Below are 25,093 nucleotides of genomic sequence, written 5' to 3'. Positions count from 1 at the left end.
CCAACTTCGGATGGTTTATGCCCAAGTTTTGAAATTTATGCCCGACTTCGTGCCCCTTATGCCCAACTCGGCTCATTCCCGCTTAAAGCGGCTGCCCCGGCGTCTCGATCTCAGCTTCTGCATCAATTCCTGCGCTTCGTTTTCTTTGGCTTCCGCCGTTTCTTCGTCCAATGCAATTGAGACGATTTCTTCACCGTTCAGCTCGATTTCAAACCACGAATTCACCCGGCTGCCTTCCGGCAAGTGCCTGATAGGCAAAATGATTTCCTGCTTAGCCTCTTCCAGCAGGATCACTGCCAAATGGCCGTCTTCTATTCGGTCCAATGTGCCTCTCATTCAATCACTCCCCTACGCAAGCAAGGCCTTGTTCTTTAATGGCGCTAATTTTGCCGTTGCCGATTCCTTTTATTTTATCCAGTTCTTCAATGGTTTTAAACGGCCGCTCTTTGATGATGGCTTCGGCCAAAGATGCTCCGATGCCCGCAATTTCCTGCAATTCAGCAGTGGACGCCTTATTGATGTCCAGGCAGCGATTTTTCCCTTCCACCACTGTCCCTTCTTTTTCCGTACGGATTTCATAGGTTTTTCCGTTTGTGTCAAGCACCACCGTACCGTTGACATCGGTGCCGTATACTTCCGCTCCGGCATTTTCCACAGCAGCGATCACTTCCGCATGCGGATGCCCGTAGGAATTATCGATTCCGGCACTGTATACCGCCACTTCAGGCGATACCGCTTTTAGGAAGGCATTGCTTGTGGAAGTATTGGAGCCGTGGTGGCCGATGTGCAGAATTTCCGCATCCAAATCCGCTCCATTATCGATCATCGCCTGTTCTTCCTTCACGCCGGAATCCCCTGTAAAGACAAAATCGATGTCGCCGTATGTCAGCTTCAGTGAGATGGATTCCTCATTGGCCTTGCCGGTAATTTCTTCCGGGTACAGCACTTCGACTTTCATGCTGCCGACATCAAACACTTCTCCGGTCCGCGGTTCATAGTAATCTGTGCCCGTCTCGTCAATCGCCTTTAAGGCATTGATGAACGTATTCGACGTGCTTGCATTTCCGGACATCCAGACTTCTCCGACTTCAAATTGTTCGACGACGCGCTCCAATTGGCCGATATGATCGGAATCAGGATGCGTACCCACGACAATATCCAATTTTTCAATTCCGTGTGCCTTCAAATAATCGACGGTCGCTGTACTGTTCCAGTCGCCGGTATCGATCAGCAGCCTGTAATCTCCAAACTCCAAAAGTGTGGCATCCCCTTGCCCGACATCGATAAAATGAACCTTTAAATTTTCTTTTGCCGGTTCTGTCGCTGTAGGTGGTTCGGATGGACTGGGCTTTTCCGGCGGTTTTGCCTGCTGCAGGCACCCTGCCATCAGCAGCACGAGAATCAATACAGCCAACCCTAAACGGTTATTTTTCATAATTCTTCGCCTCTTCCTATACTGAATTTTACCATATTCGCAGCTGCCCTTTCTCTTTTGAAACGGTTAAAAGGACCGGAATACGCGGGCATCATTCAAAAAGAAGCGGACATTCCTTTGCCAAGCAACGCAAAAAAAGCTGGCTCGTCAATCCGGCCAGCTTTTCTTCTTTGGAATCAGGTAGACATGAAGTCTCCGCCGTTCATATGCAAAAATTGCCCGGTCATATACGAATTTTGGGAATCCGCCAAAAAGACATAGGCTTTTACGAGTTCATAAGGCTGGGCGGGCCTTCCAGCGGGCACGTCTTTGCCGAATCCTTCTTCCAGCTCCGGATCCAGGTGGCCGAACGTTTTCGTGATCAGCGGCGTCCAAACCGGGCCTGGAGCAATGCCGTTCACTGCAATCCCTTCCCGCACAAAGCGGCGGGCAAGCGAGCGCGTCATCGAAACCATGGCACCGTTCGCCCCGGCATAATCGATCAAATCCGAATGCCCGCGGTACGCATTGATGGAAGCTGTATTGATGATGCGGGCACCTTCCTTTAAATGCGGGCGTGCCGCCCGGACCAGGTACAGCATCGCGAACGCCTTGATTTCAAACGTCTTCAATATTTGTTCGTCGGTAATGTCCACTGGATTGCTCTGGGGGTATTGATAACCGGCATTGTTGACGAGAATATCAATTTGTCCGAATGAATCGAGCGCAAATTGAACAAGCTTATCGCATTGCTCGGATTTCCCCAAGTCTCCTCTCAGCGCCTTTGCCTCGCCTCCGTAGCTTTCAATCGTTTGGATCGTTTTTGCGGTAGCTTCTTCATCGTCCAAGTACCCGATTACCACTTTTGCGCCTTCTTTGGCGTAAGCGTAAGCGACTGCTTGTCCGATGCCGCTATTTCCGCCAGTAATAATAGCCACTTTTCCCTGGAGGACACCGCTCGCTTTGTAGTCTTTCAAATCCGTATTATCGAAATTCCCCTCAGCCATATTATCACCCTTCCCGGTTCGGTTATTTACTGTGTACTTTTTCCAGCCCCCATACTTCGTCTGAATATTGCCGGATGGTCCGGTCGCTTGAAAAAATTCCGGATTGGGCGATGTTCACTACCGACATTTCTTGCCAAGCCAAGCTGTCTTCGTACTCTGCCAATACGCGGTTATGGGTTCTGGCATAATGTTGAAGGTCTTTCAGCACAAAGAACGGATCGTTCTCGCCAATAAGCTGGCGGCGGATAAAGTCAATGTTTTCGGCACCTTTTGACAGGCTGCCGCTTAACAATTCACTGACCACCCGTCCAATCTCACGGTCCTTTTCAATGAATTCCCGTGCATGATAGGTTTTTTCTTTTTCAAACTGCATGACCTGCTGTGCAGATAACCCGAAAATAAAGGCGTTGTCGTCTCCGATCTGTTCAACGATTTCTACCGTCGCTCCGTCAAAAGTGCCCAGCGTTACGGCCCCGTTCATCATGAATTTCATATTGCCTGTGCCGGAAGCTTCTTTTGAGGCGGTCGAAATCTGTTCACTGATATCCGCTGCCGGGAACATTTTTTCAGCCCGGCTGACGCTGTAATCTTCCACAAAAACGACGTGGAGATGGTGGCGTGCAACAGGATCCGTGTTGATCTGTTCCGCTATTGTATTGATCAGCTTAATCACTTGTTTGGCGAATTGGTAGCTCTTTGCCGCCTTGCCCGCAAAGAAGAATGTGCGCGGATGCGGACGGTAAGAGGCATCTTCTTTAATCCGGTTGTAAAGCATTTGAATATGAAGGATGTTCATCAGCTGCCGCTTGTAGCCATGAAATCTTTTGATATGCATATCGTAAATCGACTCAGGGTCGATCGTTACGGCTTGATGTTTCACTAAATAATCGGCAAGCTGGTTCTTTTTCTGCTGCTTTACAGCTTTAAAATCACCGAGAAACACCGGATCCTGCGTAAATTCATTCAGCTTATGGAGTTTCATCGTGTCCCGTTTCCATTCGTCCCCGATGGCGGAAGAAATCAGATCCGAAAGTTCAGGATTCGCTTTCATCAGCCAGCGCCTGTGTGTGATGCCATTGGTTTTATTGTGGAATTTATGAGGAAAGTGCTCATTCAGCTCTTTCATTTCCCGCATTTTCAAAATGTCCGTATGCAGCTTGGCCACTCCGTTCACTCTGTAGCTGCCCACGACAGCAAGCGTCGCCATTTTGACTGTTCCATCATCGATGATGGCGAGTTTCTTCAACGCTTCAGGCTCTAATTTTTCCTGATGGCATTTCTCCTTAAAGCGGCGGTCGATTTCCTGGATGATCATATAGACACGCGGAAGCAGCTGTTCAAGCATGTGGCTGCTCCACTTCTCCATCGCTTCTTCCAGGATGGTGTGGTTGGTATACGAAATGGTATGCGTCGTAATTCCCCACGCTTCTTCCCATGACAATCCTTCTTCATCGAGCAGAATCCGCATCAGTTCAGGAATAGCTAAAGCCGGATGGGTATCATTGATTTGAATGGCTACGTGCTTCGGCAGAACCGTTATCGGAAAATCACGATTTTTGACTATAGTCTGCAGGGAAGCGCTGCATAGAAAATATTGCTGCTTTAACCGGAGAAGTTTCCCTTCCTCGGTCGAATCATCGGGATACAAACGGTCCGAGATGGTTTCGACTTGCTGCTGATACGCGTCGATATCGCCGTCAGGCAGCAACTGCTGTTCCGGCAGTTCGGCTTGCCACAAGCGCAGTGTGTTGACGGTGTTTCCATACGCACCGACGATCGGCATATCGTACGGTACAGCTTTCACCCACTTTGCATCTCTATGCTCCGGCTTGAAGGGCCCCTTGCCTGAAGCATGCAGTTTCCCGAAAAACGGGATATATAGCGCCAAATCTTCCCGCCTTGTATCCCATCCTATGGAATCGTTTATCCAGTCGGTCGGCTGCTCCGTCTGAAACCCGTCGTTTAAGCCTTGGCTGAACAATCCGCCTTTATAGCGGATGCCGCAGCCATGCCCCGGCATTTGAAGCGAGGCAAGAGAGTCCATAAAACAGGCGGCAAGCCGTCCAAGGCCTCCGTTCCCAAGGCCCGGTTCAGGTTCCTGCTCTTCGAGTTCCGCCAAACTATAGCCAAGTTCATCCAGGCCTTCGTTTACCATCTTATAGAGCGACAAGTTCACTAAGTTCTGACCCAGCATGCGGCCAATCAAAAATTCAATCGAAAAATAATACAACTGTTTCCGCTGCTCTTCCTGATATAGATAAGTCGTCTCATCCCAATCTCTTTGGACAAATTCCCGCACCATGCCAGCCAAAATGGAATAGGCGGTTTTCGAAGATGCAGGCTGTTGCTGCTGTTCCAGCAGCTTTACAAAATTTTCTTTGAATTCTTCTTTAGAATAAAACATCCGCCACCTTCACTTTCCGGCGATTCCCTCATATAAGCTGGCGTATTCTTTTGCAGAACGCAACCAAGAGTAATCGCCCTGCATGCCGTTTTGTTTGATCATCTTCCAATGGTCAGGCTGTTGATACAGGGATAAGGCACGGTTCACGGCTTCTGCAAAACTTTCATGCTTTGAAAAATCACTTAAAAATCCATTGCCGCTCCGCAAGTTGGAATCGTACTCCACGACCGTATCTTTGAGTCCCCCAGTCTTGTTGGCTACTGGCACCGTGCCATAGCGCATCGAAACCAGCTGGCTTAACCCGCACGGTTCAAAATGGGACGGCATCAAAAAGATATCGGCGCCTGCGTACAGCAAGTGGGCAAGTGATTCGTCAAAACCGATATGGGCTACCACTTTCCCTGGAAAGTCCGCTTCCAGGACTCTGAAAAACTGCTCATACTGGCTTTCACCGGAACCCAGCAAGACAAACTGAACGTCTTGTGTTTCCAGTATCCCCGGCAATGTCTGCTCCAAAACATCAATTCCTTTTTGGCCGGACAACCGGGAAACCATGGTCAACAGCGGCACATCTCCGCGCTCGGGAAGTCCGAAACGGGATTGGACCGCCCGCTTATTGACCGCCTTATTCTCTACAGAAGTCTGGTCGTAAACCATTGCGATTTCCATGTCGGCAGCCGGGTTATAAGCTTCCGTATCCAGGCCGTTCAAAATGCCGATCAAATCTTCTTCTCGTGTACGCAACAACGACTCCAGTTTCTCCCCGTATTGCTCCGTCAGGATTTCGTTCCGGTAAGTGGGGCTGACAGTCGTCACCTTGTCGGCGTAAACAATGCCTGTTTTCAGGAAATTGACGTTATTATGCCAGGAAACGGCTTCATCCTGAAAATAAGCTTCGTCCATTCCCAGTTCTTCGACCAATAAGGATTTCGGAAACCACCCTTGGAATTGGAGGTTGTGAATCGTTAAAATTGTCTTCACGTTTTGTTTTAACGAAGCGTAGCGCGCATCTTCCTTCAGCAAAAATGGAACCATCCCCGTATGCCAGTCATGAATATGTAAAATATCCACACCCTCTTCCAGGGTTTCCACCGCTGCCAGCACCGCGCGGTTGAAAAAAGCGAAACGTTCGCCGTCGTCCGGCTGGCTGTATATTTGATCACGGGCAAAATAAGAGTCGTTTTCCACCAATACATAGCGGACGCCTTTGAGCACGTACTCAAAAAGCGTATGGGTGTTTTGCTCCCCTTTAAACGGGACTTGGATTTCTCCAAACAACGAAAACTCACTTTTATATTCTTCTGGGATCAAGCTGTATTTGGGAAGAATTACGGTGACTTCATGGCCAAGCGCCACTAATTCTTTTGGCAATGCGCCCATCACGTCAGCGAGCCCTCCGGTTTTTACAAAAGGCACGCATTCCGCAGCAGCCATTACAATCTTCATCGGACTTCCTCCTTTGTTACACGCTCTCCTTTACGGAGAACCACCGGTTTTTCCGGCGTTCCTTTAAGCACTACACCTTCTTCGATATGCACGTCCTTATCCGCAATTACATAAGACAACTCGCAGTTTTTCTCAATGAACGATTTTTGCATGATGACGCAATGGTCCACCCGGCTGCTTTGATTGACGGAAACGGCCCGGCTGATAATGCTGTTATCTACTGTGCCTTCTATCGTGCTGCCGTTGGCGATCAAACTTTGGGTCACATGCGATCCCGGCATGTAGCGGGTAGGCGGCTCATCTTTCACTTTTGTATAAATGGGGCGGTTTGACAGGAACAATTCGTTTCTTTTGTCTTTTTCCAATAAATCCATTGATGCCTGGAAATAACTTTCCATAGAATCGATAATGGCATAGTAGCCTGTGTATTCATATTTCCCAAACGTATACGGGGCTTTCTTCAATTTCACGACGTCTTCCACACTGATAATGCGTTTTTCCCGGTGGGTTCGAATCAATTCCTTCAATAGGCTTTTCTTCAATATATAGTTGCTCAATCCCGTCTCGCCGCTGACCGCTTCCATGATGTCAACGCCGGATGTAATATGGGCATCGAGCATGTCTTCGTAATCGATTTGGCATACTGTCGAACAAGTCGTCACGACGATATAATCCTGCCGGCTTTTATTGAAAAAATCCATATGCTCTTCAAGCGCTGCAAACGAACCGACTGTAATTTGGCCACCCGCTTTTTGAGAGATGGGCAAAAAATACAGCCCATCTTTCCGCCGGTCCAAATCCCAGTTTTTCCCCATGCCGATATGGTCCAGTAAGGAAACAAACGGATACGTAGCAAAGACGCCGACCGAATTGATATTAGAATTCACGATATTCGACAAAGTAAAATCGATCAATCGGTAACGCCCCGCAAAAGGCACTGAAGCCGTCGTGCGGTAAATCGTCAAGTCTTCAAGTCCAGGCTTCTTCACAGTAGCATCAATGACTGCGGCCATTCTCATTTGCCAACACTTCCTTTCCACTCCTCTATGAGGTCTTGGGTCAATAAGACAATTTCATCCCCTTGTTCTTTCAGCTCAAAATTTTCGGGAATTATTAAGTCAGGTGGAATGATCACTCTCGACAACTTGGCGCCGCTGCCAATCTTCACGCAGTTCATGACAACACATTCGTAGAGAGATGCGCCTTCTTTCACTTCGACGTCTTGGAAAACAATCGACTTCTCCACTTTCCCATTGATGACACACCCTTCATTGATCAGTGCTTCCTGTAAATAGCCGTTTTCGCCGACTACTTGCGGCGGCAATTGCGGATTGGAAGAGAAAATCCGCCAATCCGGGTCATTCAGGTTCAACCCCGAATTTGAATTCAGCAAGTCCATATTGGCTTCCCATAAACTTTCTACCGTTCCAACATCTTTCCAGTAGCCTTTGTATGGATAGGCCACCATTTTTTCACCTTGTTCCAGCATCAATGGAATAATATCTTTTCCAAAATCATGGGAAGAGTTTTCATTGTCGTTATCGATCAGCAAATACTTTTTCAGCTTCGCCCAATCAAAGATGTATACGCCCATTGAAGCCAAATTGCTTTCCGGTTCTGCCGGTTTTTCTACAAATTCTTTGACTTGCATGTTTTCGTCGGTATTCATAATCCCGAAGCGGCTGGCATCCTTCCACGGTACTTCAATAACCGAAATCGTCGCTCCCGCGTTTTGTTCAATATGGAAATCCAGCATCGTCTGGTAGTTCATTTTGTAGATGTGGTCACCCGATAGAATGATGACATACTGCGGATCTTGCTCCGTCAGGTATTTGATGTTCTGGTAAATGGCGTTTGCAGTGCCGTCGTACCACTTGATGCCTTCCATTCCTGCGTATGGCGTCAACATCGTAACGCCTCCGGCACGCCGGTCGAGATCCCAGGGCGTCCCAAGCCCGATATAATTATGCAAAACGTGTGGCTGGTACTGTGTCAGGACACCTACGGTATGGATTTCGGAATTTACACAGTTCGACAACGGAAAATCGATGATCCGGTACTTGCCACCAAACGGAATAGCGGGCTTCGCAATATCATAGGTCAGTGACTTTAAACGGCTTCCCTGTCCTCCTGCCAAAAGCATTGCGACTATTTTTCTTTTCATGCCTCTACACTCCCATCTTGTTTTAGTTTCCAAATGCTTACGGTAAACGCCGACAATTCCATTTCCATCGAGTACGGCTGCTTTTTCCAAGGGACAGGCTGCGCCTGCAGCTCTACCACATTTCCGTTTCCGGCTTTTCCGGAACCGCCGCTTGCGGTTGAAAAGATTTGCTGATAAAAACCATTTGCGGGAAGGCCTATTTGAAATGCTTCATAAGGGCGTTCTGAAAAATTGCAAATTACGATGCACGTGTCTTCAGCCAAATGCCCTCTTCGGATAAACGAAAGCACTCCTTGTTCACTATTGTCGGCATCCAGCCATTCAAATCCTTTGCGGTCATAATCCAGCTCAAATAATGCCCGTTCTTTTTTATAAAAACTTAAGACTTTGCTAGTGAATGAGGCCATTTCCCGGTGAGCCTTATAATCGAACAAATGCCAGTCCAGTTCAGGCTGGAAATTCCAAGGATCCATTTGCCCGAATTCCTGCCCCATAAACAGCAGTTTTTTTCCGGGAAAAGCCATCCAAAACCCGAGCAATAACCGCATCTGTGCAAACTTCTCTTCGGTGGTCCCCCATAGTTTCCCGAGTAAAGATCCTTTTTCCGGAATCACTTCGTCGTGGGAAAAAGTCGAAATGAATTTCTCTTCGTAGTAATAGGCCATGGCAAAATTGAGTTTCCGATGAACTTCCCGGCGTTCCGGGAATGGCGTCTTCAAATACGCTTGTGTATCGTTCATCCAGCCGAAATTCCATTTATAATCAAAGCCGATGCCGCCTTCTTCAACCTTCCCTGTCACTTTCGGAAAATGCCAGGCATCTTCTGCAATCAACATGGCCTCCGGATAATGGAGCCGCAAGCTTGCAGTCAACTTGCGCAAAAAATCTGCGCCTTCCTCGTTGTGCGGCCTTTCCGGACGATTCGGAATAAACAATAGATTCACTATTGCATCCATCCGGCAGCCGTCGAATTTATACTCCTCAAACCAGTAATGGGCACTCGATAGGATGAAACTGACGACTTCTCCTTTTTGCACATCAAAGTTCAATGTTCCCCAATCGGGATTGCTCCTGCGCTCCGGACGCTGCTCTTCGTAAAGCAGCGATCCATTGAACATGGCCAGTGCGTGCGTATCGACGCAGAAATGACCCGGCACCCAATCCGATATCAAGCCAATGCCGCTTTCTGCACATTTGGCGATGAAATATTTCAAATCATCTACTGTACCGTAGCGGCTGGTCGGCGCAAAAAATCCCGTTGTCTGATAACCCCATGATTCATCCAGCGGATGTTCCGTAATCGGCAGCATTTCAATATGGGTAAAGCCCTGTTTCTTCACATAAGGAATCAATTCACCAGCCAGCTCGCGGTAGGTCAGGAAGTTCCCTTCTTTATTCCGTTTCCAGGTTCCGATATGTACCTCATAAATGGCCATCGGTTTTTCAAAATGATTGTTCACGATGCTTTTTTTCTTTTCTAAAACTTCCTCAGACCACACATGATTGGAGTTGCCTGCCACTACTGAACGATGCTGCGGCCTTTTTTCATTAGCCCGCGCAAATGGATCCGTTTTGCGTATCAACTCCCCTTGTGCCGTTTCCATTTCATATTCGTACACAAAACCCGTCAAATCTTCCGGTACGCGCACTTCCCAAACTGTTGGATCGAGCGGAAGCGGAGCCATTTGGTACTGCCTTTCATTCGCATCCTGCGAATCGGAAACAATTGCGGAAACGCTTTTGACATCTGGGGCCCATACCGCAAAGCAAGTCACATCTTGGTGAATATGTGAACCGAAATACAGATAAGCATCTGTCATCTTTCCGGTATGAAAATCTGATAATTTTTCTGCAGTAAATGAGACCAAGGTATCGCCCAAAAAAACACCTCCAAAAGTACTGGCAATTTTCTCGTTCCTATTACCATTATTCTACATTCAACAACAGAATCCCTTGAAAAAAATCGGAATATTTGAAAATCAGATAGATTTGCAACAGAGGAACAGCGGCCCACTGAGGCGTTCGCAATTTTTACACATAATTAAGGTGGCTAGCCCTTGTTTGCCGGCCTTTTTTCTACTAGGCTTAGTGAAGGCAAGTTATTTCAGAAAGGAAGAGGCACCTTGCGGAGAACCTTATGGATTTCAACACTATTACTTTTCAGTTTATTGCTTGCCGGATGCGGCCAAGCCATTGAAGATCCCCTCAACTGGGAAATAGAAGATTTCACTTTTACCAATCAAGAAAACGAAGAATTTGGCTTATCCGATTTAAAAGGAGAAGTCTGGGTGGCAGACTTTGTCTTCACAAACTGCACAACCGTTTGTCTGCCGATGACATCCAATATGGTGGATTTGCAAAAACAGTTTAAAGAAGAAGGGCTGGATGTGAAAATCGTTTCATTCAGCGTAGATCCGACCGTCGATACGCCGGAGATTCTGAAATCTTATGCGGAAAATTACGGAGCGGATTTATCTTCCTGGAATTTGCTGACCGGCTACTCTCCTGAAGACATCGATCAATTTGCGATGGAAAATTTCCAGGTGCTCGCCAGAAAACCGGAAAATACAGACCAGGTCATCCACGGCACTTCTTTCTATTTGGTAGATCAAAACGGCGTGGTCATGAAAGATTATGATGGCGTCAAACTGCCCGCTGAAGAAATCATGGCGGATGTAAAAATTCTGCTTTCGGAGGAATAAGTAGATGAAGAACAAAAAATTGTGGATTGCAGCAGTCGGACTGATCGCCGTTGCATTGATTGCCGCGATGTTCATGCCGCGCAGCAACGAACCGGCTCCGAATACACGCGTCGTACTCGAACACACCCACCGGACCTATATTGCTCCTTCTTGTTTTGATGAAGCGGATGCGACCAATTTCCTGGAAGACGCCACCTTGGGCGATGCCGAGGAACTCGGCTACCTTCCGCATTCGCCGTGCACCGAAAAATCTTTCCAAGGCAATAACGACAGCTTCTTTATTGATTTACTGAAAGAACTTGGTGCGATAGAAAAAGAATCGGAAGATTGGTAATAGAAAAAGCAGCCCGAAGTTATTCTGGCTGCTTCAGGCTGTAGACAAAGTTTAGATGAAATGTATAGAAATGCATAAAACCAACCGGACCAGCCACTTCGCTTTCCGTGGGCTCGGCTTCAGCCTCCTCGTCGCTTTGAAAACCCGCTGCTCCTGCATCGCTGCGCTAGCTTCGTCGCAAAGACATGGCCTCTCTGTCTTCGGCCAATGTCTTGCCTGCGGGGTCTTCAGCTTTCGCTGTCCCACAGGAGTCTCCGTGGCCGGACCGGTTGGGGCGTCTCTCTTTGATTCGATAGTGAATGTTAATCTAATTGACGCTTAAAGAGGCAGCTCAAGAAGAAAAGCGACACCTCTAGATAATCTTCATGTTAAGGATCCGGAGTGGAAGCCGGCGACTCCAGCGGGGCAGCGTAGCGACGAAGTGCCGAAATCCACTCGGGACGTACGTTCCGAGTTAGTTCGGCGCGAGCCCGCGGAACGCGTCCGGCTGAAACGGAGGATCCGGGGTTTCCTCTCTGGTCTTAGGTTTATTCAGCTATCATGTATAAAAATTCTTTTGTCTACAAGCTCAAGCAGCCCGAAGTTATTCTGGCTGCTTTTTTCTATCCAATTACTTTTACACATACGGGTGAAGGCGTATGGACCGGTTCGCCGGCCATTTCCGGAATTCCGGTTTCGCCAATTTTCATGACGCACAGCGAATCTGACTTTTCATTTGCCACAACCAGCCATTCACCACCGGGCACAAGCGTGAAGTGGCGGGGGCCTTTGCCGCCCGAGGGAACATGCGCTTGGAACTCCAGGCTTCCATCTTCGAGAATCTTAAAAACGGCAATGCTGTCATGCCCCCGGTTGGAAGCATACAAAAAACGGCCGTCTTCTGATACAGCCACTTCTGCACTTGTATTTTCTCCATTGAATTCTTCGGGCGTCAAGCCGGCCACTTGCACGAACTTCAAAAAATCCTCGCCGCCTATTTCATAAACCGATATGGCTGAGCTTAACTCTTCAAGTGAATAAATAAATGGTTTCGCCGGATGGAAAGCCAAATGGCGCGGGCCAGAACCGGGCGTAGTCGGAACGATTTGCTTGGTTGCCAATTTACCGTTTGCCGGATTCAATTCGTAGACAAAGATCATATCCGTCCCTAAGTCAGAAACCAAAAAGTGGTTGTTGTCCAGCAGCTGGAACACCGAATGCGGATGCGGCGCATCTTGGCGTTCTTCATTCGGCCCTTCGCCTTTATGGCGCACGGAATCCGTCTGCCCACCAATTGAACCGTCTTCCAAAAAAGGATAGACATTAACATTGCCTCCTGAATAATTGACAGAAAGCACCCACTTTCCCGATGCATCAATGCATACATGCGCCGGATGATCCCCCCCACTGGACTGGCGATTTACTTCTGCCAGCCTCTTATCCGGAAGATCCAGATGGAAAGAAACCAGTTCGCCCTCTCCTACTTCGCTTGTCGCAACAAAATTCTTTCCATTGGGATGCACCGCCAGAAAAGAAGCGCGGTCAATTCCGCTGATTCCATTCTTTTCGGTTAATGTCCCTTCTTTCAAGTCGAATTCCCAAAGTTTGATGCCCGGTTCCTGCGCCGAAGCATACGATCCCGTCAGCAAATGCGTTACAGCCATGTTGTCTCCTCCAATTTTTTAAAAGTGAGTGAATTATTATACAGCTTGGTGTAAAGTAGGTTGAGTATCTTCTATTTCAACTGACTATCAATAGAAAAGAGTGGTTGCTGTGAGAAATTTTGAATTGTCCATTCGTGAAAAAAGTATCGTGTGCATTGGCTTTATGGGTGTGGGGAAAACCACTGTCGGAAAATTGCTGGCCCAAAAGCTGTACCGCAATTTCATTGACATTGATGCGGAAATCGAAAAGGAATTTGCTATGCCGATTCCTTTAATATTCGAGACTTATGGCGAAAAAGCCTTCCGCCAAAAAGAAAAGGAACTGATCAGCTACTATAGCCAACAGCCCCTTTACATCATTTCTGTCGGAGGAGGCGCTTTTTTGCAAAAAGAAATACAGGCCATGTGCCTGGAAAACTGCGTCGTGCTGTTTTTGGACATTTCCTGGGAATCTTGGAAAGACCGTTTTCAAATTCTTTCTGACAACCGGCCCTTGCTCCGAGACCGCTCAATGGATGACATTAAGCAGCTTTTTCACGAACGGCAAACCATTTACTCCTTAAACCATTCCACATTTCAAATAGACCATTTCGAAGCTGAAGAAGCAGCCATTTACCTGGCGGACGCCCTGAAACTATCCTGGGAAATCCATGCTCCCCAAAGATAAAAAAGCGGAGGTGCCCGTTCAGCCCCGACAAGCGCTGGAGGACTGGGCAGGGATGGCGCTCTTTGCCATCACGGACCGGTCTGAAGCGACTCGAGGGGCTGGGCACCGGAGCTGGACAATAAAGAAAAGCGGAGGTGCCCGTTCAGCCTCGACAAGCGCTGGAAGGCTGGGCAGGGATGGCGCTCTTTGCCATCACAGAACAGTCTGAAGCGACTCGAGGGGCTGGGCACCGGAGCTGGACAATAAAGAAAAGCGGAAAAAGCCGTTTAGCTTCGACAGCGGTGATCCGAAGAACAAAAGGAACGGCCCGTTGAACCGGATCGTTCCTTTTGGCGTTTAACGGTATTGAGCTTTTACCAAATCATACAGTTGGGCTTTCTTCAAATAACTTTCAGGAGCTAAAAATGTCACAGTGACTACCCCCGGATGGCGTCCGATTTCGATGGAACCGGTAATCGTCGCCCGGTTCATAATTTCTGGAACGGTTACATCGAATAATGCGGCTGCCCGTTCTAATCCATTGTCCGTAGCTGCGTTTAATGTAGGGCCTGTGCCAACGAACGAAACCGGCAAGGATTCTTCCAGTTGCGGCACATTCCATTTATCCGCTATTTTTTGCGCAGCCAATCGCTCTTCCGCCGTAAACGGTTTGGCTGTATAAGGCAAGTCCTCCACATTCGGCAGCAAAATCGGACCAGCGTTGTTCAAGCCTTTGATCAGCTCTACTTCCAGATGGACAATTCCGGCTACGTCCGCTGTATGGCCGGCAATTTCCCCGTCTCCCTGCATCGCATGCATATCGCCCAAGTAAACGCCGCCGCCGGGAACTTTCACCGGACAAATCAAGACTGACCCCGCCCGGACCCGGCTGATGTCCATATGGCCATCGGTGCGGTGCGTATCGAGTTCTTCCTGGGTGCTGACGTATTCATGCGGCGCATCAATTAAAAACGATCCAAAATCGCCGGCATTATGGGAATCCGGAATCGGGCGCGACGGGGTGGTTCCCAGCTGGCCTAAAAAAGGCCGCATGCGCGCAATGGTTCCGACTAAATCATGCGGCGCAAATGTGACAATCGGGTTTTGCACCGACGCATCCGGCGTTTTCATATACGCCCGCCCGTTTTGTGCAATCATTTCAGCCGCTTCCCGGTTCAGTGTAACGCCGACATCGCCTTTCTCGCCCATAAACATCGTATAGCCATTGGTGAACACAAACGGTGTAACATCTGCATCACAGTTGGCGCAGCGAATCGCTTCGCTGCCAGTTCCTTTGATCACGGTCTCCGGATACAAAGTTCCGCAGCCCGGGCATTTTACCGCAATAAACGGATCCCCGAGAAACCGGCCTTCTACGGGGCTGTCGTTGCCTGATGAAGTGGCGAGAGAAGTCACTTCAATCGACTTTATTCGGATGACAATGGCATCTCCGGGTTCTGCACCTTCAACATAGACCGGCTTGGTGACTTCATGGCCGCCTCGGATGCAGGGCGTAATCATCGGTCCCCAGCAGCCTGGTGCCGTGTGCGCTACGATATGCCCTCCACTTTTCACAGGACCCAGCATTTCCAGGCCCGGATCCAGAACCCCGTTCACATACTGATTGACCATTACTGTTTCAGACGCTGTCGTTTTCGTCTCCTGCATATCTTTCAATTGAAGCCCTCCCGTTTTCTGATTTTTCAATCTACCGAAAGTATACGGCAGGATTGCTTAGCTTTCAATTCAGCTGTACGCCTTTTTGTGAATAGTTTCAAGAGAGCATTTTTATGGGCTGGCCGTTTGTTATCGGAATCGCTGGTTTTAGTTCACGTTAGGTAGAACCCGGGTATTCGATTATAATAGAAAACGGAAGCCATTTACGCTTCCTATTTATCCATAATAAATAGATTCGGCGGTCCATCCGCCTTTTGTTTCAGTTGTCTTGCGATCGATTGCGGTTTTTAAATGTATAGGAGGAAAAAAAGTGGGGCTTACGAGAGACTTTTTCATAGCATTATCCAAGAACCAGCTATTAAACACCGGAGCAAAAAAATGGGGTTTAAAGCTCGGTGCCAGCAAAGTGGTAGCGGGTACGGATGTTGATAGCATGATGAAATCCGTCAAAGAATTAAATGCCAATGGCATTGGTGCGACCATCGATAACTTAGGAGAATTTGTCTACAGCAAGGAAGAGGCACTCCACGCAAAAGAAAACATCCTGGCAACACTGGAAGCCATTCAACAGCGTGGCGTTACTGCCCATATGTCCGTCAAATTGACTCAAATCGGCTTGGATGTCGATTACAAATTCTGTCTGGAAAATATGCGCGAAATTGTTGAGGCAGCTGCCCGCTATGCCATCTTCATCAATATTGATATGGAAGACTACAGCCACTTGCAGCAAACAATGGATATTCTCCATGAGCTTTTGAAGGAATACGATAATGTCGGAACGGTGATTCAATCGTATCTCTACCGCTCTGAAAAAGATTTGGAAAACTTGAAAAACGCCCGGCTGCGCCTGGTTAAAGGGGCATACAAGGAAATTGCCGAAGTGTCTTATCAAAGCAAACAGGACATCGACGCCAATTTCTTGAAGCTCATCAAAATCCGGCTGCAGCAGCCCGGTTTTACTTCAATCGCTACCCATGACCATCACATTATCGATGCCGTTAAGAACTTCGTGAAAGAAAACCAGATTCCGCGTGGCCGCTTTGAATTTCAAATGCTGTACGGCTTCCGCACCGATATGCAAAAAGAACTTGCCGACGAAGGCTTTGCATTCACCACTTATGTTCCTTTCGGCCAGGACTGGTACGGCTATTATATGAGACGGCTCGCTGAACGCCCTCAAAATATCAATTTAGCGTTGAAGAGCATGGTCTCCAAATAACCATTTAAAAGAGCGAGCCGAGGAATAAATTCCTTGGCTCGCTCTTTTTTCTTTCGTTAATCGAATTTCCTGACGGCAATCGGCATCAAATCTTGATTCAATCTTGCCCGGTAATGTTCGTATTGCTTTGGCAGCATTAAACCTTCCCCAAGCGTTTCCGGAGTTTCATCAATCGCAAAACCGGGAGGGTCTGTTGCAATTTCAAACAATATATCGCCGTATTCACGGAAGTAAATCGCTTTGAAGTAATTGCGCTCCTGAACCGGCGTCACTTGCAGGCCAAACTCTTCAATCTGCCGCTTCCAGTCCATTTGATCCGCATTATCGTCCGCGCGCCAAGCAATGTGGTGGACCGTTCCCGCACCCATGCGTCCTGGACCAACAGGAGTCAGTTTTACGTCAATTACGTTTCCAAGCTCGGCCGATGCATGGAATCGCATTAAATCGTTTTCCTGGCCGGCTTTTTTCAAACCAAGCCCCGACTCCAGCAGTTCGGTGGTTTTTTCTGCATTGGCTGTAAACAATGTCGCACCGGCAAATCCTTTGATTGCCGCTTCTGGGCCGATGCTGCCGAAGTTCCACGCATTCGGTTTTCCAGCTTCTCTTTCCACCAACTCCAAGTGCAAGCCGTGAGGATCTTCAAAAGCGATATACTGCTCTTCAAAGCGCGCTGTTTTTTCAAAAGGCACTCCAAACTTCGATAGCCGCTGCTCCCAAAAGCCAAAAGCGCCTGATGGCACTGCATAAGTCGTGACGCCGACTTGCCCATCGCCAATTTTCCCTTTATAAGCTTGGTCCCAAGGGAAGAAAGTAATGATTGTGCCCGGTTCACCACCTTCGTTCCCGAAGTAAAGATGATACGTTCCCGGATCATCAAAGTTGATGGTTTTCTTGACTAACCGCAGCCCTAAGACGCCGGCATAGAAATCCACATTTTCCTGCGGGTTGCCGACAATTGCCGTAATATGATGAATCCCTTTTGAATTTTTTGCCATATTGCCTTTCCTCCAATTCCGCTAATCTGCCCCTCCATCGTACCATTTCATTGTCCCAGATGAACAACGACTAGGTATTCTGCTGTTCTTTCACCTTTTCTTTTTCATGTGCTTTCTGCTCTTTTAGTTCCTGTTTTTCCTTTTGTTTTTCCTGGTCAATCTGTTCTTTTTGCTGCTCTTTTACTTCTTCGATTTTCTCCATTTCTTCCTGGTATTGCTCTTCTACTTCGCTGGTTGATGGAATGAAAGGCTCCTGATTATAATCGGTGCGCCGTCCATAACGCAGCATTTCATAAATGATGAGCCCGTTGTTCGGCATGCCATTTGCCGTTTTCATTGGTACAATGTCAAATAACACATAGTAAAATGCATAGAACACAAAGCGACTCCAAAATGTTTCGTATTCCTGCAGCAAATCATTGGCCAGCATGGCGTTGATGGTCAATGCGACAATCAGGTTCACGAGAATCGGGCCCGCATAAATGCTCACGTAGACAAACTTGCTTTTCCTTTTTAACGAATCGTAGGAATACCAGCTATATAAATGATAATATTTCCGTATATCAAACATGCCGATTTTAACAATCCGCGGACCAGAGCCGATTGTCAGCCTGGGATTGTTGACCCCAAAGATAACACTGACAATCAAATAACCGCTTTCTCTTAAAAATACAACAATCGGCAAAATGATAAATGCCGAAATTATTAATGATATCAAATCGGCTAAACCGAACATTGCATACACTTCCCTGTTTCAAACTTCATCCTTATACAATACCCGGAAAAAAAGAGATAAATCACTGAAACTGCAAATTAATATTTGTCACAAAAGTAATAATAGGAAATTAGTCGCTATCTTTTTGTTTCCTTCCCACGTTACTCTTTAGCTATTATCGGACATTAAATTTATTGCAAAGGAAGCTTGCGATGTTTTTTAAAACACCATCCCAGAAATCAAATAAAATGTTCTTGGTTTTCTCCATGGTTATCTTCGTGATTGCAGCTGCCGCAGTATGGGCAACTGCTTCGTTCATGGACGATGCTTCTCCAACGAAAGCCTCTGAAGCTTTCTTATTTGATCTGGAAAAAATACAAAAGGAAGTTAACGTCGTCAAAGACCTCGTTTACAGTGATAAAGATGACAGCTTATTGGATATTTATTACCCTGCTGAAGGGGGTGAAAATCTGCCGGTAATATTGTGGATTCACGGGGGCGGATTTGTCGGCGGCTCTAAAGACAGTCGGCAAGAATACGGAATGGCTTTGGCCCATGCCGGTTACGTGGTAGCAAATATCGACTACGCACTCGCACCTGAACAGCTGTATCCAGGACCCGTCGTACAGGCAAACGAAGCCCTCGGCTATCTGCAGCTGCACGCTGAAAAATACGGCGGCGATATGTCCCGGGTGTTTATCGGCGGTGATTCGGCAGGAGCCCAAATATCCAGCCAAGTGGCTGCGGTCATGTCCAATAAGGGGTTGGCGCAAGCCATGAACATTATGCCCGCTGTCCAGCCAGAGCAACTTAAGGGCGCCCTGCTTTTTTGCGGATTGTTCAATATGGAGACGGTTCGGGCCACCGGCTTCCCCAATATTGACAACTTTTTAAGTGCTTATACCGGCGCCAAGCCTTTTGAGTCATTCAAAAACATCGACCAACTATCGACAGTCAATCACCTGACTCCGGCTTACCCTTCCGTTTTCATCACGGTCGGCGATGACGATCCGCTCGCTTCCCAATCCGTAGAACTTGCAGAAGCTCTCGAAGCTTCAGGTGTTGCCGTAGACAGCATGTTTTTTATCGGTACGGAAAAGCAGCTGAAGCACGAATTCCAATACGCGCTCGACACCATTGATGGCCAGGAAACCTTGGCCCGCGCATTGGATTTTCTGTTTGCCAACAGCAATTAAAAAACGAGCCCCTGCATATAGCAGCGGCTCGTTTTCAGCTTGTTGAGAAAGCGATAACCTTATAACCGATATTACGCAAACCACCTGCGCTTGCCGCGGGCGTCTCCGATGGTTTGCTCCATATCATCAGCGAGCAATGCATACATGGCATGCACCTACTTTTACACTCTTTATAATAGTAATAGTTCTTTATTAAAAGAGGGAACCGAATGGAGCGGAAAGTGGCGACTCCAGCGGGACAGCACGAGCTGAAGACCCTGCACTGAGCGCAGCGAAGGAAGCGGCTGAAGCCGTGCCCGCGGAAAGCGTCCACTTGGAGCGAAATGGGTTAGAGAGCTGAAGTTTCTCGACAGCCTGAAAAGAGCCGCTGCATATAGCAGCGGCTCTTTTTCAATTTCATATGGAGCTGTGGTTTACAGCATTTTTCTGTACAGAAACGGGTGCTTTGGCTTCCGCTTTTCTCTTTGACGGGATCATATTGAACAGGATGTTCAGTGCAATCGCCGTTACGCTTCCTGCTACAATGCCGTTGCTCGTTAAAATCTGGAGGCCAGCCGGCAATTGGGCAAAAATTTCAGGCACCACTGTAACACCGAGCCCGATTCCTACCGAACATGCCACAATCATTGAATTCTCCTGGGATTCTGTGATGATTTTGCTCAGCATTTTAATGCCTTGCGAAATGACCATTCCGAACATCGCAATCATTGCCCCGCCAAGTACGGCAGTCGGAATAATTGTCGTAAAGGCTGCCACTTTCGGCAAGAACCCAAGTGAAATCAGCATCAAGCCGGTAATCAAGATGATTTTTCTCGATTTGACGCCGGACATTTGGATGAGCCCCACGTTTTGCGAAAATGTCGTATACGGGAACGAGTTGAAAATTCCGCCAAGAATAATCGCCAGCCCTTCTGCACGATACCCTTTGGACAGATCCTTCTCGGACAGTTTCTTTCCGGTAATATCGCTTAAAGCGAAATACGTGCCTGTCGATTCCACTAAAGAAACCATGGCAACCAGGGTCATCGTCAGAATGGCAGACCATTCAAATGTCGGAGCGCCGAAGTAAAAAGGCTCTACCATATGGAAATAAGAAGCTTCGCCGATTGCAGAGAAGTCGACGACGCCCATTAAAGTTGCAGCAATGGTTCCGACTGCCAAGCCCAGCAAAATCGAAATGGCCCGTAAAAAGCCAGTGGCAAATTTATAAACCAAAACGATAAACAGCAGCGTGCCAAAAGACAATGCAATGTTTGTAAGGGATCCGAAATCACTCGCTCCTTGGCCGCCGCCCATATTGTTGATTGCTACCGGAATCAGTGTGATCCCAATAATCGTTACAACCGATCCTGTCACTACAGGAGGGAAGAAGCGGACAAGGCTTCCGAAAAAGCCGCTGATCAGGACAACAATCAAACCGGAAACCAGAATCGAACCATAGATAGCGGAGATTCCGTATTCAGCACCGATGGCAATCATCGGGCCGACTGCTGTAAAAGTACAGCCCAGCACGACCGGAAGGCCGATGCCGAAAAAGCGCGTGTTTACGATTTGCAGAATCGTGGCGACACCACAAAGCAAAATATCGATGGCCACCAAATACGTCAATTGTTCTGATGTTAAGCCGAGGGCGTCTCCAACGATTAATGGAACCAATACGGCACCTGCATACATGGCCAGCAAATGCTGGAATCCTAAAGCTGCACTTTTCATCCGGCGGGAACCTCCTCAAGAAATTCAACTTTGCCATTGGCCAAAGAAGCAATGTTCGCCAAGGACTCTACCCGGACACCGCGGTCGCGGATCATCTTGCCGCCGCTTTGGAATCCTTTTTCAATAACAATGGCAACACCGCCAAGTGCTGCGTCTGCTTGTTCAACAATATCGATCAAGCCAAGGGCCGCCTGCCCATTTGCCAGGAAATCATCCAGAATCAGCACCACATCGTCTTTGCCGATGAATTTCTGTGAAACGGAAATTTCGTTTGTTTCGTTTTTTGTAAATGAGTGGACACTCGCCGTGTATAATTCGTTGATTAACGTGAGCGATTTGCGTTTTCTGGCAAAAATCACCGGTACACCGAGTACAAGGCCGGTCATCATCGCAGGTGCGATGCCGGAAGACTCAAGCGTTAAAATTTTGGTAATGCCTTCATCCGCAAATTTAGAAGCAAATTCCTCTCCAATTGCCTGCATAAGCACCGGATCGATTTGGTGGTTCAAAAACGAATCTACTTTTAGGACTGAATCCGATAAAACCTGGCCGTCTGTCAAGATTTTTTCCTGTAATTGTTTCATGCTGTCAGCACTCCTTTCGTCACGCCGAGGGCATAAAAAATAGCCCTCAGAACGCGCATCCATTCATACCATGAGTGGAGCAATGTCCTTCGAGCTAAAATTCGAAAGGAAATAAACAGGTTCACGCCTTTCAAAAGGCACTTCCCCATTACTTCGTTGCTTCTCATAGTCAGTTTGTTTAAGGCAAACCGGTAGAAACTTGCAGGCCATATCCCCGCGATTATATGAGTGAATATTATTAGAATGGTATCATTATAGCACGTCGAAAAAGCATTTCAAGAAGATAGAAAATAAAAGAGAATTCAAATAACTCCTCGGGAAGTTAATTCTCTTTGCTCATGGTTCCTATGAATGGAGATGCTTTTCCAATTCCTCCCGGATCCCCTCCGGAATCTTTTCGGATTTTCCGGCCGCCAAATTATAATTCACATAAACCACTGCATTTTTTGCACAAAGCTCTTCGTTTTGATAAAGCTCTTCATGCAATTCCAGGCTTGAATTGCCGATTCTCTTTACCCATACGCAAATTTTCACATCCGAACCAAAATGGATTTGCTTTACAAACTCCAATGTCGTCTTCGCAATCACCATTTTCCATTTTGAAAAATCGTGGTCCGGCGTAAACAAGCTGAACAATGGATTTCTGGCCGCTTCGAACCAGACCGGCAAAGTCGTATTGTTGATATGACCGACTCCATCTGTTTCGGACACCCGCGGTTCAATTATTGTCTGATACATCTATGTACAGCCCCCTTTAGCAAACTCTTTACCCACATATTCGATATAACTCCATTCTATCATTTCCTGAATCGTCCGACTCGATTAAAAATTCCATGGATTTAAAGTTGATTTCATTGAAATGAAGCTATATATTTAGAGAGGCGAAATAATAATGGGTAAAGCGAGTGAAGCGCATGCAAACGTGGTTTGTTGACTGGAAAATGAAGTTTTTATCTTTTAACCGCAATATTAAGTTGTTTATGCTGGCCAATGTCCTGATCCAGATCGGCATGGGCGTTTTTATGGTGATGTACAACCTTTACATAAAAGAACTCGGCATGCCGGAAACCATTAATGGCAAAGTGATTTCAATGACCGCCTTGGCTTCTGCCATTATGCTGATTCCTGCCGGCTTTTTGAGCGACCGGTTCGGGCGGAAATGGACCATTGTCGGCGGAGCCGTGCTCGGTGCACTGACTCTTTTTTACCGCAGCTTTGCCGTAGCGGAATTGCCGCTTGTCACAGCGGCCTTTTTGACCGGCCTGTTCATGGCATTTGTCCAAGTGTCCGGCATTCCTTTTCTTGCGGAGCACTCCAAAGCATCCGAACGCGTCCATCTGTTCAGCGTGTATTTTGCTCTGATGACTTTGGCCAATGTCTTGGGCAGTTTGCTTGGCGGTGTGGTATCAGATGCTCTCCAGTGGCTCCTGGCAATGGATGCTGTCCACGCCATTCGCTGGTCCCTTTTGTTCGGTTCCCTGCTTTATGCTTTCGGGCTGATTCCGCTGCTTCGCTTGAGCAACCAGAAGCCGCCGAGAGAAGAAAAAGTTAATACCCGGATTGACATCGATGCGGCAGATGCCAGCCTTTCAAAAAACTTGACCGCTATCTTTCATTTCTCATTTGCCAGCCTGCTCATCGGCCTCGGCTCCGGTTTGGTGGTTCCTTACCTGAACTTGTACTTCTCCAACCGCTTTGAAGCTTCCAACACCTATATCGGGCTCATTTTGGCGCTGGGATCCGCCATGACAGTAGTGGCGACATTGATCGGGCCGCTGCTGGTCAATAAAGTCGGCAAAGTCAAAGCGATGCTGCTGTTTCAATTGCTGTCGATTCCCTTTTTGATTTTGACGGCTTATACGACCTCACTTCTTCTCGCCTCTCTCGGCTTTTTATTGCGGCAAGCTTTGATGAATGCCGGAAATCCGATTCAAAGTGCGATTGCAATGGAAGTGGTCCACGACAAATACAAAGGCCTTGCCAATTCGGCTAACCAAATGGTCTTCAATATCGGCTGGGCAGCGATGGGGCCGATTGCCGCAGGACTGGTTATCTCGTTCGGCTCCTACTGGGGATATGCGTATGCATTCACCATTACAGCGGCGCTTTATTGCATTTCCGCCATCTATTATTATTTCATTTTTGGCAGAAGAAAATCGGCGGCAACAAAAAAAGAATGGCTCATCGATTGAGCCATTCTTTTTTGTTTTATTTATTTTTCCCTTTTGATGTTAGACGGCCAAGCAGGAAAGCTCCGGCAGCCAAACCGATTGCCGTATTCGTACGCTTGTTGAATACTTGTTTGACAACAAGGTTCAAGTTTTGCGGGCGTTCAGCAAGGCGGCGCATGAAATAGCCGTACCAGTCATCGCCAAACGGCACGTATGTGCAGAAATTATAGCCTTGGCGCGCCAAATTCAGCTGCATGTCTTTACGGAAACCATAAAGCATCTGGAATTCGAATTTTTCACGCGGAATGTTGTTTTCTTTTACAAACTCAATAACGTGATTGATGATATTGTGATCGTGCGTAGCGATTGATGTGAATTTCCCATGCAGCAAGTGATATTCAATCAACTGAATGAAGTTCGCATCAATTTCTTCCCGTGTTTGGTAAGCATACTCAGCAGGCTCTTTATAAGCCCCTTTGACAATGCGAAGGCGCAAGTCTTTGTGCTTTTTGATGTCGTCTTCTGCCCGGAAGAAATACGCCTGTATCACTGTTCCGATGTTGTCGTATTCTTTCAACAGCGTTTCAATCAAATCATAGGAAGGCTGTACGTGTCCGTAATCTTCCATATCAATATTAATATGCATATCGTATTTGCTTGCAGCAGCAACGATCTCTCTTAAGTTTTCATAGCAAAAATCATAATCGATATCTAGGCCGATCTGAGTAGGCTTCAAGGAAATATGCGCATCTACTCCGTTTGCATGGATGCTTTCGATTACTTCCAGAATGCTGTCTTTCGCTTTTAACGCTTCCTCTTTTTCGAAAACGAATTCCCCAAGGTTATCTACCGTACAGCTGATACCCTGTGCATTCAGTTCGCGGATGCTGTCGATTGTTTGTTCGATATTTGTTCCAGCCACAACGGTTTGGGCTCCTAATTTCAAGCCGTACTTTTTCGCTGCGCTCGTTAAAAATTGATTTTGTGACAAGCCGATAAACACATCTTTTAACATGATTTTCCCTCCTGATACAATTCCCTTAAAAGTCGCTTATACGAATAG

General features: G+C 47.3%; 22 protein-coding genes and 1 riboswitch. Of the genes, 6 read left to right on the top strand and 16 right to left on the bottom strand.

The window, feature by feature from the left end; translation table 11 throughout:
* Window positions 1-72 precede the first annotated feature (72 nt).
* The 8 genes from BLQ32_RS03885 to glgB form a co-directional block, all read right to left on the bottom strand.
* Window positions 73-336, bottom strand: coding sequence for a DUF3006 domain-containing protein (locus BLQ32_RS03885; RefSeq protein WP_036810724.1), 264 nt, complete (start codon window positions 334-336; stop codon window positions 73-75).
* A 4-nt stretch (window positions 337-340) separates the two neighbouring features.
* Window positions 341-1,435: an MBL fold metallo-hydrolase gene (locus BLQ32_RS03880; protein WP_074509197.1), complete on the bottom strand. Its 1,095-nt coding sequence runs from the start codon at window positions 1,433-1,435 to the stop codon at window positions 341-343.
* Between the two features lie 176 nt (window positions 1,436-1,611).
* Window positions 1,612-2,421, bottom strand: coding sequence for an SDR family oxidoreductase (locus BLQ32_RS03875; protein WP_074509196.1), 810 nt, complete (start codon window positions 2,419-2,421; stop codon window positions 1,612-1,614).
* A gap of 22 nt (window positions 2,422-2,443) precedes the next feature.
* Window positions 2,444-4,825: a glycogen/starch/alpha-glucan family phosphorylase gene (gene glgP, locus BLQ32_RS03870; protein WP_074509195.1), complete on the bottom strand. Its 2,382-nt coding sequence runs from the start codon at window positions 4,823-4,825 to the stop codon at window positions 2,444-2,446.
* A gap of 9 nt (window positions 4,826-4,834) precedes the next feature.
* Window positions 4,835-6,271 carry a glycogen synthase GlgA gene (glgA, locus tag BLQ32_RS03865; protein ID WP_074509194.1) on the bottom strand — a complete coding sequence of 479 codons (1,437 nt, stop codon included), beginning with the start codon at window positions 6,269-6,271 and terminating at the stop codon, window positions 4,835-4,837.
* Complete coding sequence (locus tag BLQ32_RS03860) at window positions 6,268-7,290, bottom strand: GlgC family sugar phosphate nucleotidyltransferase (RefSeq protein WP_074509193.1); 1,023 nt, start codon at window positions 7,288-7,290, stop codon at window positions 6,268-6,270. The genes glgA and BLQ32_RS03860 overlap by 4 nt, the downstream gene beginning before the upstream one ends.
* Window positions 7,287-8,435 (bottom strand): glucose-1-phosphate adenylyltransferase, encoded by a 1,149-nt coding sequence (locus BLQ32_RS03855; RefSeq protein WP_074509192.1) that lies wholly within the window; start codon window positions 8,433-8,435, stop codon window positions 7,287-7,289. Before BLQ32_RS03855 ends, BLQ32_RS03860 begins: the two co-directional genes overlap by 4 nt.
* Window positions 8,432-10,315 carry a 1,4-alpha-glucan branching protein GlgB gene (gene glgB, locus BLQ32_RS03850; protein WP_139150503.1) on the bottom strand — a complete coding sequence of 628 codons (1,884 nt, stop codon included), beginning with the start codon at window positions 10,313-10,315 and terminating at the stop codon, window positions 8,432-8,434. The genes BLQ32_RS03855 and glgB overlap by 4 nt, the downstream gene beginning before the upstream one ends.
* A 243-nt stretch (window positions 10,316-10,558) precedes the next feature.
* Between glgB and BLQ32_RS03845 the strand changes: the two genes are divergently transcribed.
* Both BLQ32_RS03845 and BLQ32_RS03840 read left to right on the top strand, forming a co-directional pair.
* The gene (locus BLQ32_RS03845; protein WP_036810745.1) at window positions 10,559-11,137 is read left to right on the top strand and encodes an SCO family protein; all 579 of its coding nucleotides are present in this window, start codon (window positions 10,559-10,561) and stop codon (window positions 11,135-11,137) included.
* A gap of 4 nt (window positions 11,138-11,141) precedes the next feature.
* Entirely contained in the window at window positions 11,142-11,471 is a 330-nt protein-coding gene (locus BLQ32_RS03840) for a hypothetical protein (protein ID WP_036810748.1), read from the top strand.
* Window positions 11,472-12,073: 602 nt separating this feature from the next.
* Here the strand turns inward: BLQ32_RS03840 and BLQ32_RS03835 are convergent.
* Complete coding sequence (locus BLQ32_RS03835) at window positions 12,074-13,114, bottom strand: lactonase family protein (protein ID WP_074509191.1); 1,041 nt, start codon at window positions 13,112-13,114, stop codon at window positions 12,074-12,076.
* Window positions 13,115-13,223: 109 nt separating this feature from the next.
* On the opposite strand from BLQ32_RS03835, the gene BLQ32_RS03830 reads away from it, so the two are divergent.
* Window positions 13,224-13,781 (top strand): shikimate kinase, encoded by a 558-nt coding sequence (locus BLQ32_RS03830; RefSeq protein ID WP_074509190.1) that lies wholly within the window; start codon window positions 13,224-13,226, stop codon window positions 13,779-13,781.
* Window positions 13,782-14,117: 336 nt separating this feature from the next.
* Here BLQ32_RS03830 and BLQ32_RS03825 read toward each other — a convergent pair whose 3' ends face one another.
* Window positions 14,118-15,428 (bottom strand): acetamidase/formamidase family protein, encoded by a 1,311-nt coding sequence (locus BLQ32_RS03825; protein WP_036810800.1) that lies wholly within the window; start codon window positions 15,426-15,428, stop codon window positions 14,118-14,120.
* 319 nt (window positions 15,429-15,747) lie between these two features.
* Here BLQ32_RS03825 and BLQ32_RS03820 point away from each other — a divergent pair, with 319 nt between their 5' ends.
* Entirely contained in the window at window positions 15,748-16,656 is a 909-nt protein-coding gene (locus BLQ32_RS03820) for a proline dehydrogenase family protein (protein ID WP_074509189.1), read from the top strand.
* A 56-nt stretch (window positions 16,657-16,712) separates the two neighbouring features.
* Here BLQ32_RS03820 and BLQ32_RS03815 read toward each other — a convergent pair whose 3' ends face one another.
* A complete protein-coding gene (locus tag BLQ32_RS03815) occupies window positions 16,713-17,651 on the bottom strand; it encodes a ring-cleaving dioxygenase (protein ID WP_074509188.1) in 939 nt (312 codons plus the stop codon).
* A 70-nt stretch (window positions 17,652-17,721) separates the two neighbouring features.
* Window positions 17,722-18,387: a hypothetical protein gene (locus BLQ32_RS03810; RefSeq protein ID WP_074509187.1), complete on the bottom strand. Its 666-nt coding sequence runs from the start codon at window positions 18,385-18,387 to the stop codon at window positions 17,722-17,724.
* 191 nt (window positions 18,388-18,578) lie between these two features.
* On the opposite strand from BLQ32_RS03810, the gene BLQ32_RS03805 reads away from it, so the two are divergent.
* On the top strand, window positions 18,579-19,562 hold the full coding sequence (locus BLQ32_RS03805) for an alpha/beta hydrolase (protein WP_244890312.1): 984 nt from the start codon (window positions 18,579-18,581) through the stop codon (window positions 19,560-19,562).
* A 396-nt stretch (window positions 19,563-19,958) separates the two neighbouring features.
* Here BLQ32_RS03805 and BLQ32_RS03800 read toward each other — a convergent pair whose 3' ends face one another.
* The 3 genes from BLQ32_RS03800 to BLQ32_RS03790 form a co-directional block, all read right to left on the bottom strand.
* The gene (locus BLQ32_RS03800; protein ID WP_074509186.1) at window positions 19,959-21,275 is read right to left on the bottom strand and encodes a nucleobase:cation symporter-2 family protein; all 1,317 of its coding nucleotides are present in this window, start codon (window positions 21,273-21,275) and stop codon (window positions 19,959-19,961) included.
* Window positions 21,272-21,859 carry a xanthine phosphoribosyltransferase gene (locus BLQ32_RS03795; protein WP_074509185.1) on the bottom strand — a complete coding sequence of 196 codons (588 nt, stop codon included), beginning with the start codon at window positions 21,857-21,859 and terminating at the stop codon, window positions 21,272-21,274. Before BLQ32_RS03795 ends, BLQ32_RS03800 begins: the two co-directional genes overlap by 4 nt.
* 146 nt (window positions 21,860-22,005) lie before the next feature.
* Window positions 22,006-22,107: riboswitch (purine riboswitch) on the bottom strand.
* Between the two features lie 97 nt (window positions 22,108-22,204).
* The gene (locus tag BLQ32_RS03790; protein WP_074509184.1) at window positions 22,205-22,597 is read right to left on the bottom strand and encodes an acyl-CoA thioesterase; all 393 of its coding nucleotides are present in this window, start codon (window positions 22,595-22,597) and stop codon (window positions 22,205-22,207) included.
* Between the two features lie 176 nt (window positions 22,598-22,773).
* Between BLQ32_RS03790 and BLQ32_RS03785 the strand changes: the two genes are divergently transcribed.
* Window positions 22,774-24,051, top strand: coding sequence for an MFS transporter (locus tag BLQ32_RS03785; RefSeq protein ID WP_074509183.1), 1,278 nt, complete (start codon window positions 22,774-22,776; stop codon window positions 24,049-24,051).
* Between the two features lie 16 nt (window positions 24,052-24,067).
* Here the strand turns inward: BLQ32_RS03785 and BLQ32_RS03780 are convergent, their stop codons facing one another.
* Window positions 24,068-25,045, bottom strand: coding sequence for a proline dehydrogenase family protein (locus BLQ32_RS03780; protein ID WP_074509182.1), 978 nt, complete (start codon window positions 25,043-25,045; stop codon window positions 24,068-24,070).
* Window positions 25,046-25,093 lie beyond the last annotated feature (48 nt).

The organism is Planococcus glaciei, assembly GCF_900099655.1.
In the GTDB taxonomy this organism is placed as follows: Bacteria; Bacillota; Bacilli; order Bacillales_A; family Planococcaceae; genus Planococcus; species Planococcus glaciei.
Note: the sequence above shows the minus strand (reverse complement) of the source record. Positions and strands in the feature narration are given on the sequence as shown.

Coding starts and splice junctions, on each gene's coding strand:
- BLQ32_RS03885 (WP_036810724.1), bottom strand. CDS start 336: ATGAGAGGCACATTGGACCGAATAGAAGACGGCCATTTGGCAGTGATC.
- BLQ32_RS03880 (WP_074509197.1), bottom strand. CDS start 1,435: ATGAAAAATAACCGTTTAGGGTTGGCTGTATTGATTCTCGTGCTGCTG.
- BLQ32_RS03875 (WP_074509196.1), bottom strand. CDS start 2,421: ATGGCTGAGGGGAATTTCGATAATACGGATTTGAAAGACTACAAAGCG.
- glgP (WP_074509195.1), bottom strand. CDS start 4,825: ATGTTTTATTCTAAAGAAGAATTCAAAGAAAATTTTGTAAAGCTGCTG.
- glgA (WP_074509194.1), bottom strand. CDS start 6,271: ATGAAGATTGTAATGGCTGCTGCGGAATGCGTGCCTTTTGTAAAAACC.
- BLQ32_RS03860 (WP_074509193.1), bottom strand. CDS start 7,290: ATGAGAATGGCCGCAGTCATTGATGCTACTGTGAAGAAGCCTGGACTT.
- BLQ32_RS03855 (WP_074509192.1), bottom strand. CDS start 8,435: ATGAAAAGAAAAATAGTCGCAATGCTTTTGGCAGGAGGACAGGGAAGC.
- BLQ32_RS03840 (WP_036810748.1), top strand. CDS start 11,142: ATGAAGAACAAAAAATTGTGGATTGCAGCAGTCGGACTGATCGCCGTT.
- BLQ32_RS03835 (WP_074509191.1), bottom strand. CDS start 13,114: ATGGCTGTAACGCATTTGCTGACGGGATCGTATGCTTCGGCGCAGGAA.
- BLQ32_RS03825 (WP_036810800.1), bottom strand. CDS start 15,428: ATGCAGGAGACGAAAACGACAGCGTCTGAAACAGTAATGGTCAATCAG.
- BLQ32_RS03815 (WP_074509188.1), bottom strand. CDS start 17,651: ATGGCAAAAAATTCAAAAGGGATTCATCATATTACGGCAATTGTCGGC.
- BLQ32_RS03810 (WP_074509187.1), bottom strand. CDS start 18,387: ATGTTCGGTTTAGCCGATTTGATATCATTAATAATTTCGGCATTTATC.
- BLQ32_RS03805 (WP_244890312.1), top strand. CDS start 18,579: ATGTTTTTTAAAACACCATCCCAGAAATCAAATAAAATGTTCTTGGTT.
- BLQ32_RS03800 (WP_074509186.1), bottom strand. CDS start 21,275: ATGAAAAGTGCAGCTTTAGGATTCCAGCATTTGCTGGCCATGTATGCA.
- BLQ32_RS03795 (WP_074509185.1), bottom strand. CDS start 21,859: ATGAAACAATTACAGGAAAAAATCTTGACAGACGGCCAGGTTTTATCG.
- BLQ32_RS03790 (WP_074509184.1), bottom strand. CDS start 22,597: ATGTATCAGACAATAATTGAACCGCGGGTGTCCGAAACAGATGGAGTC.
- BLQ32_RS03785 (WP_074509183.1), top strand. CDS start 22,774: ATGCAAACGTGGTTTGTTGACTGGAAAATGAAGTTTTTATCTTTTAAC.
- BLQ32_RS03780 (WP_074509182.1), bottom strand. CDS start 25,045: ATGTTAAAAGATGTGTTTATCGGCTTGTCACAAAATCAATTTTTAACG.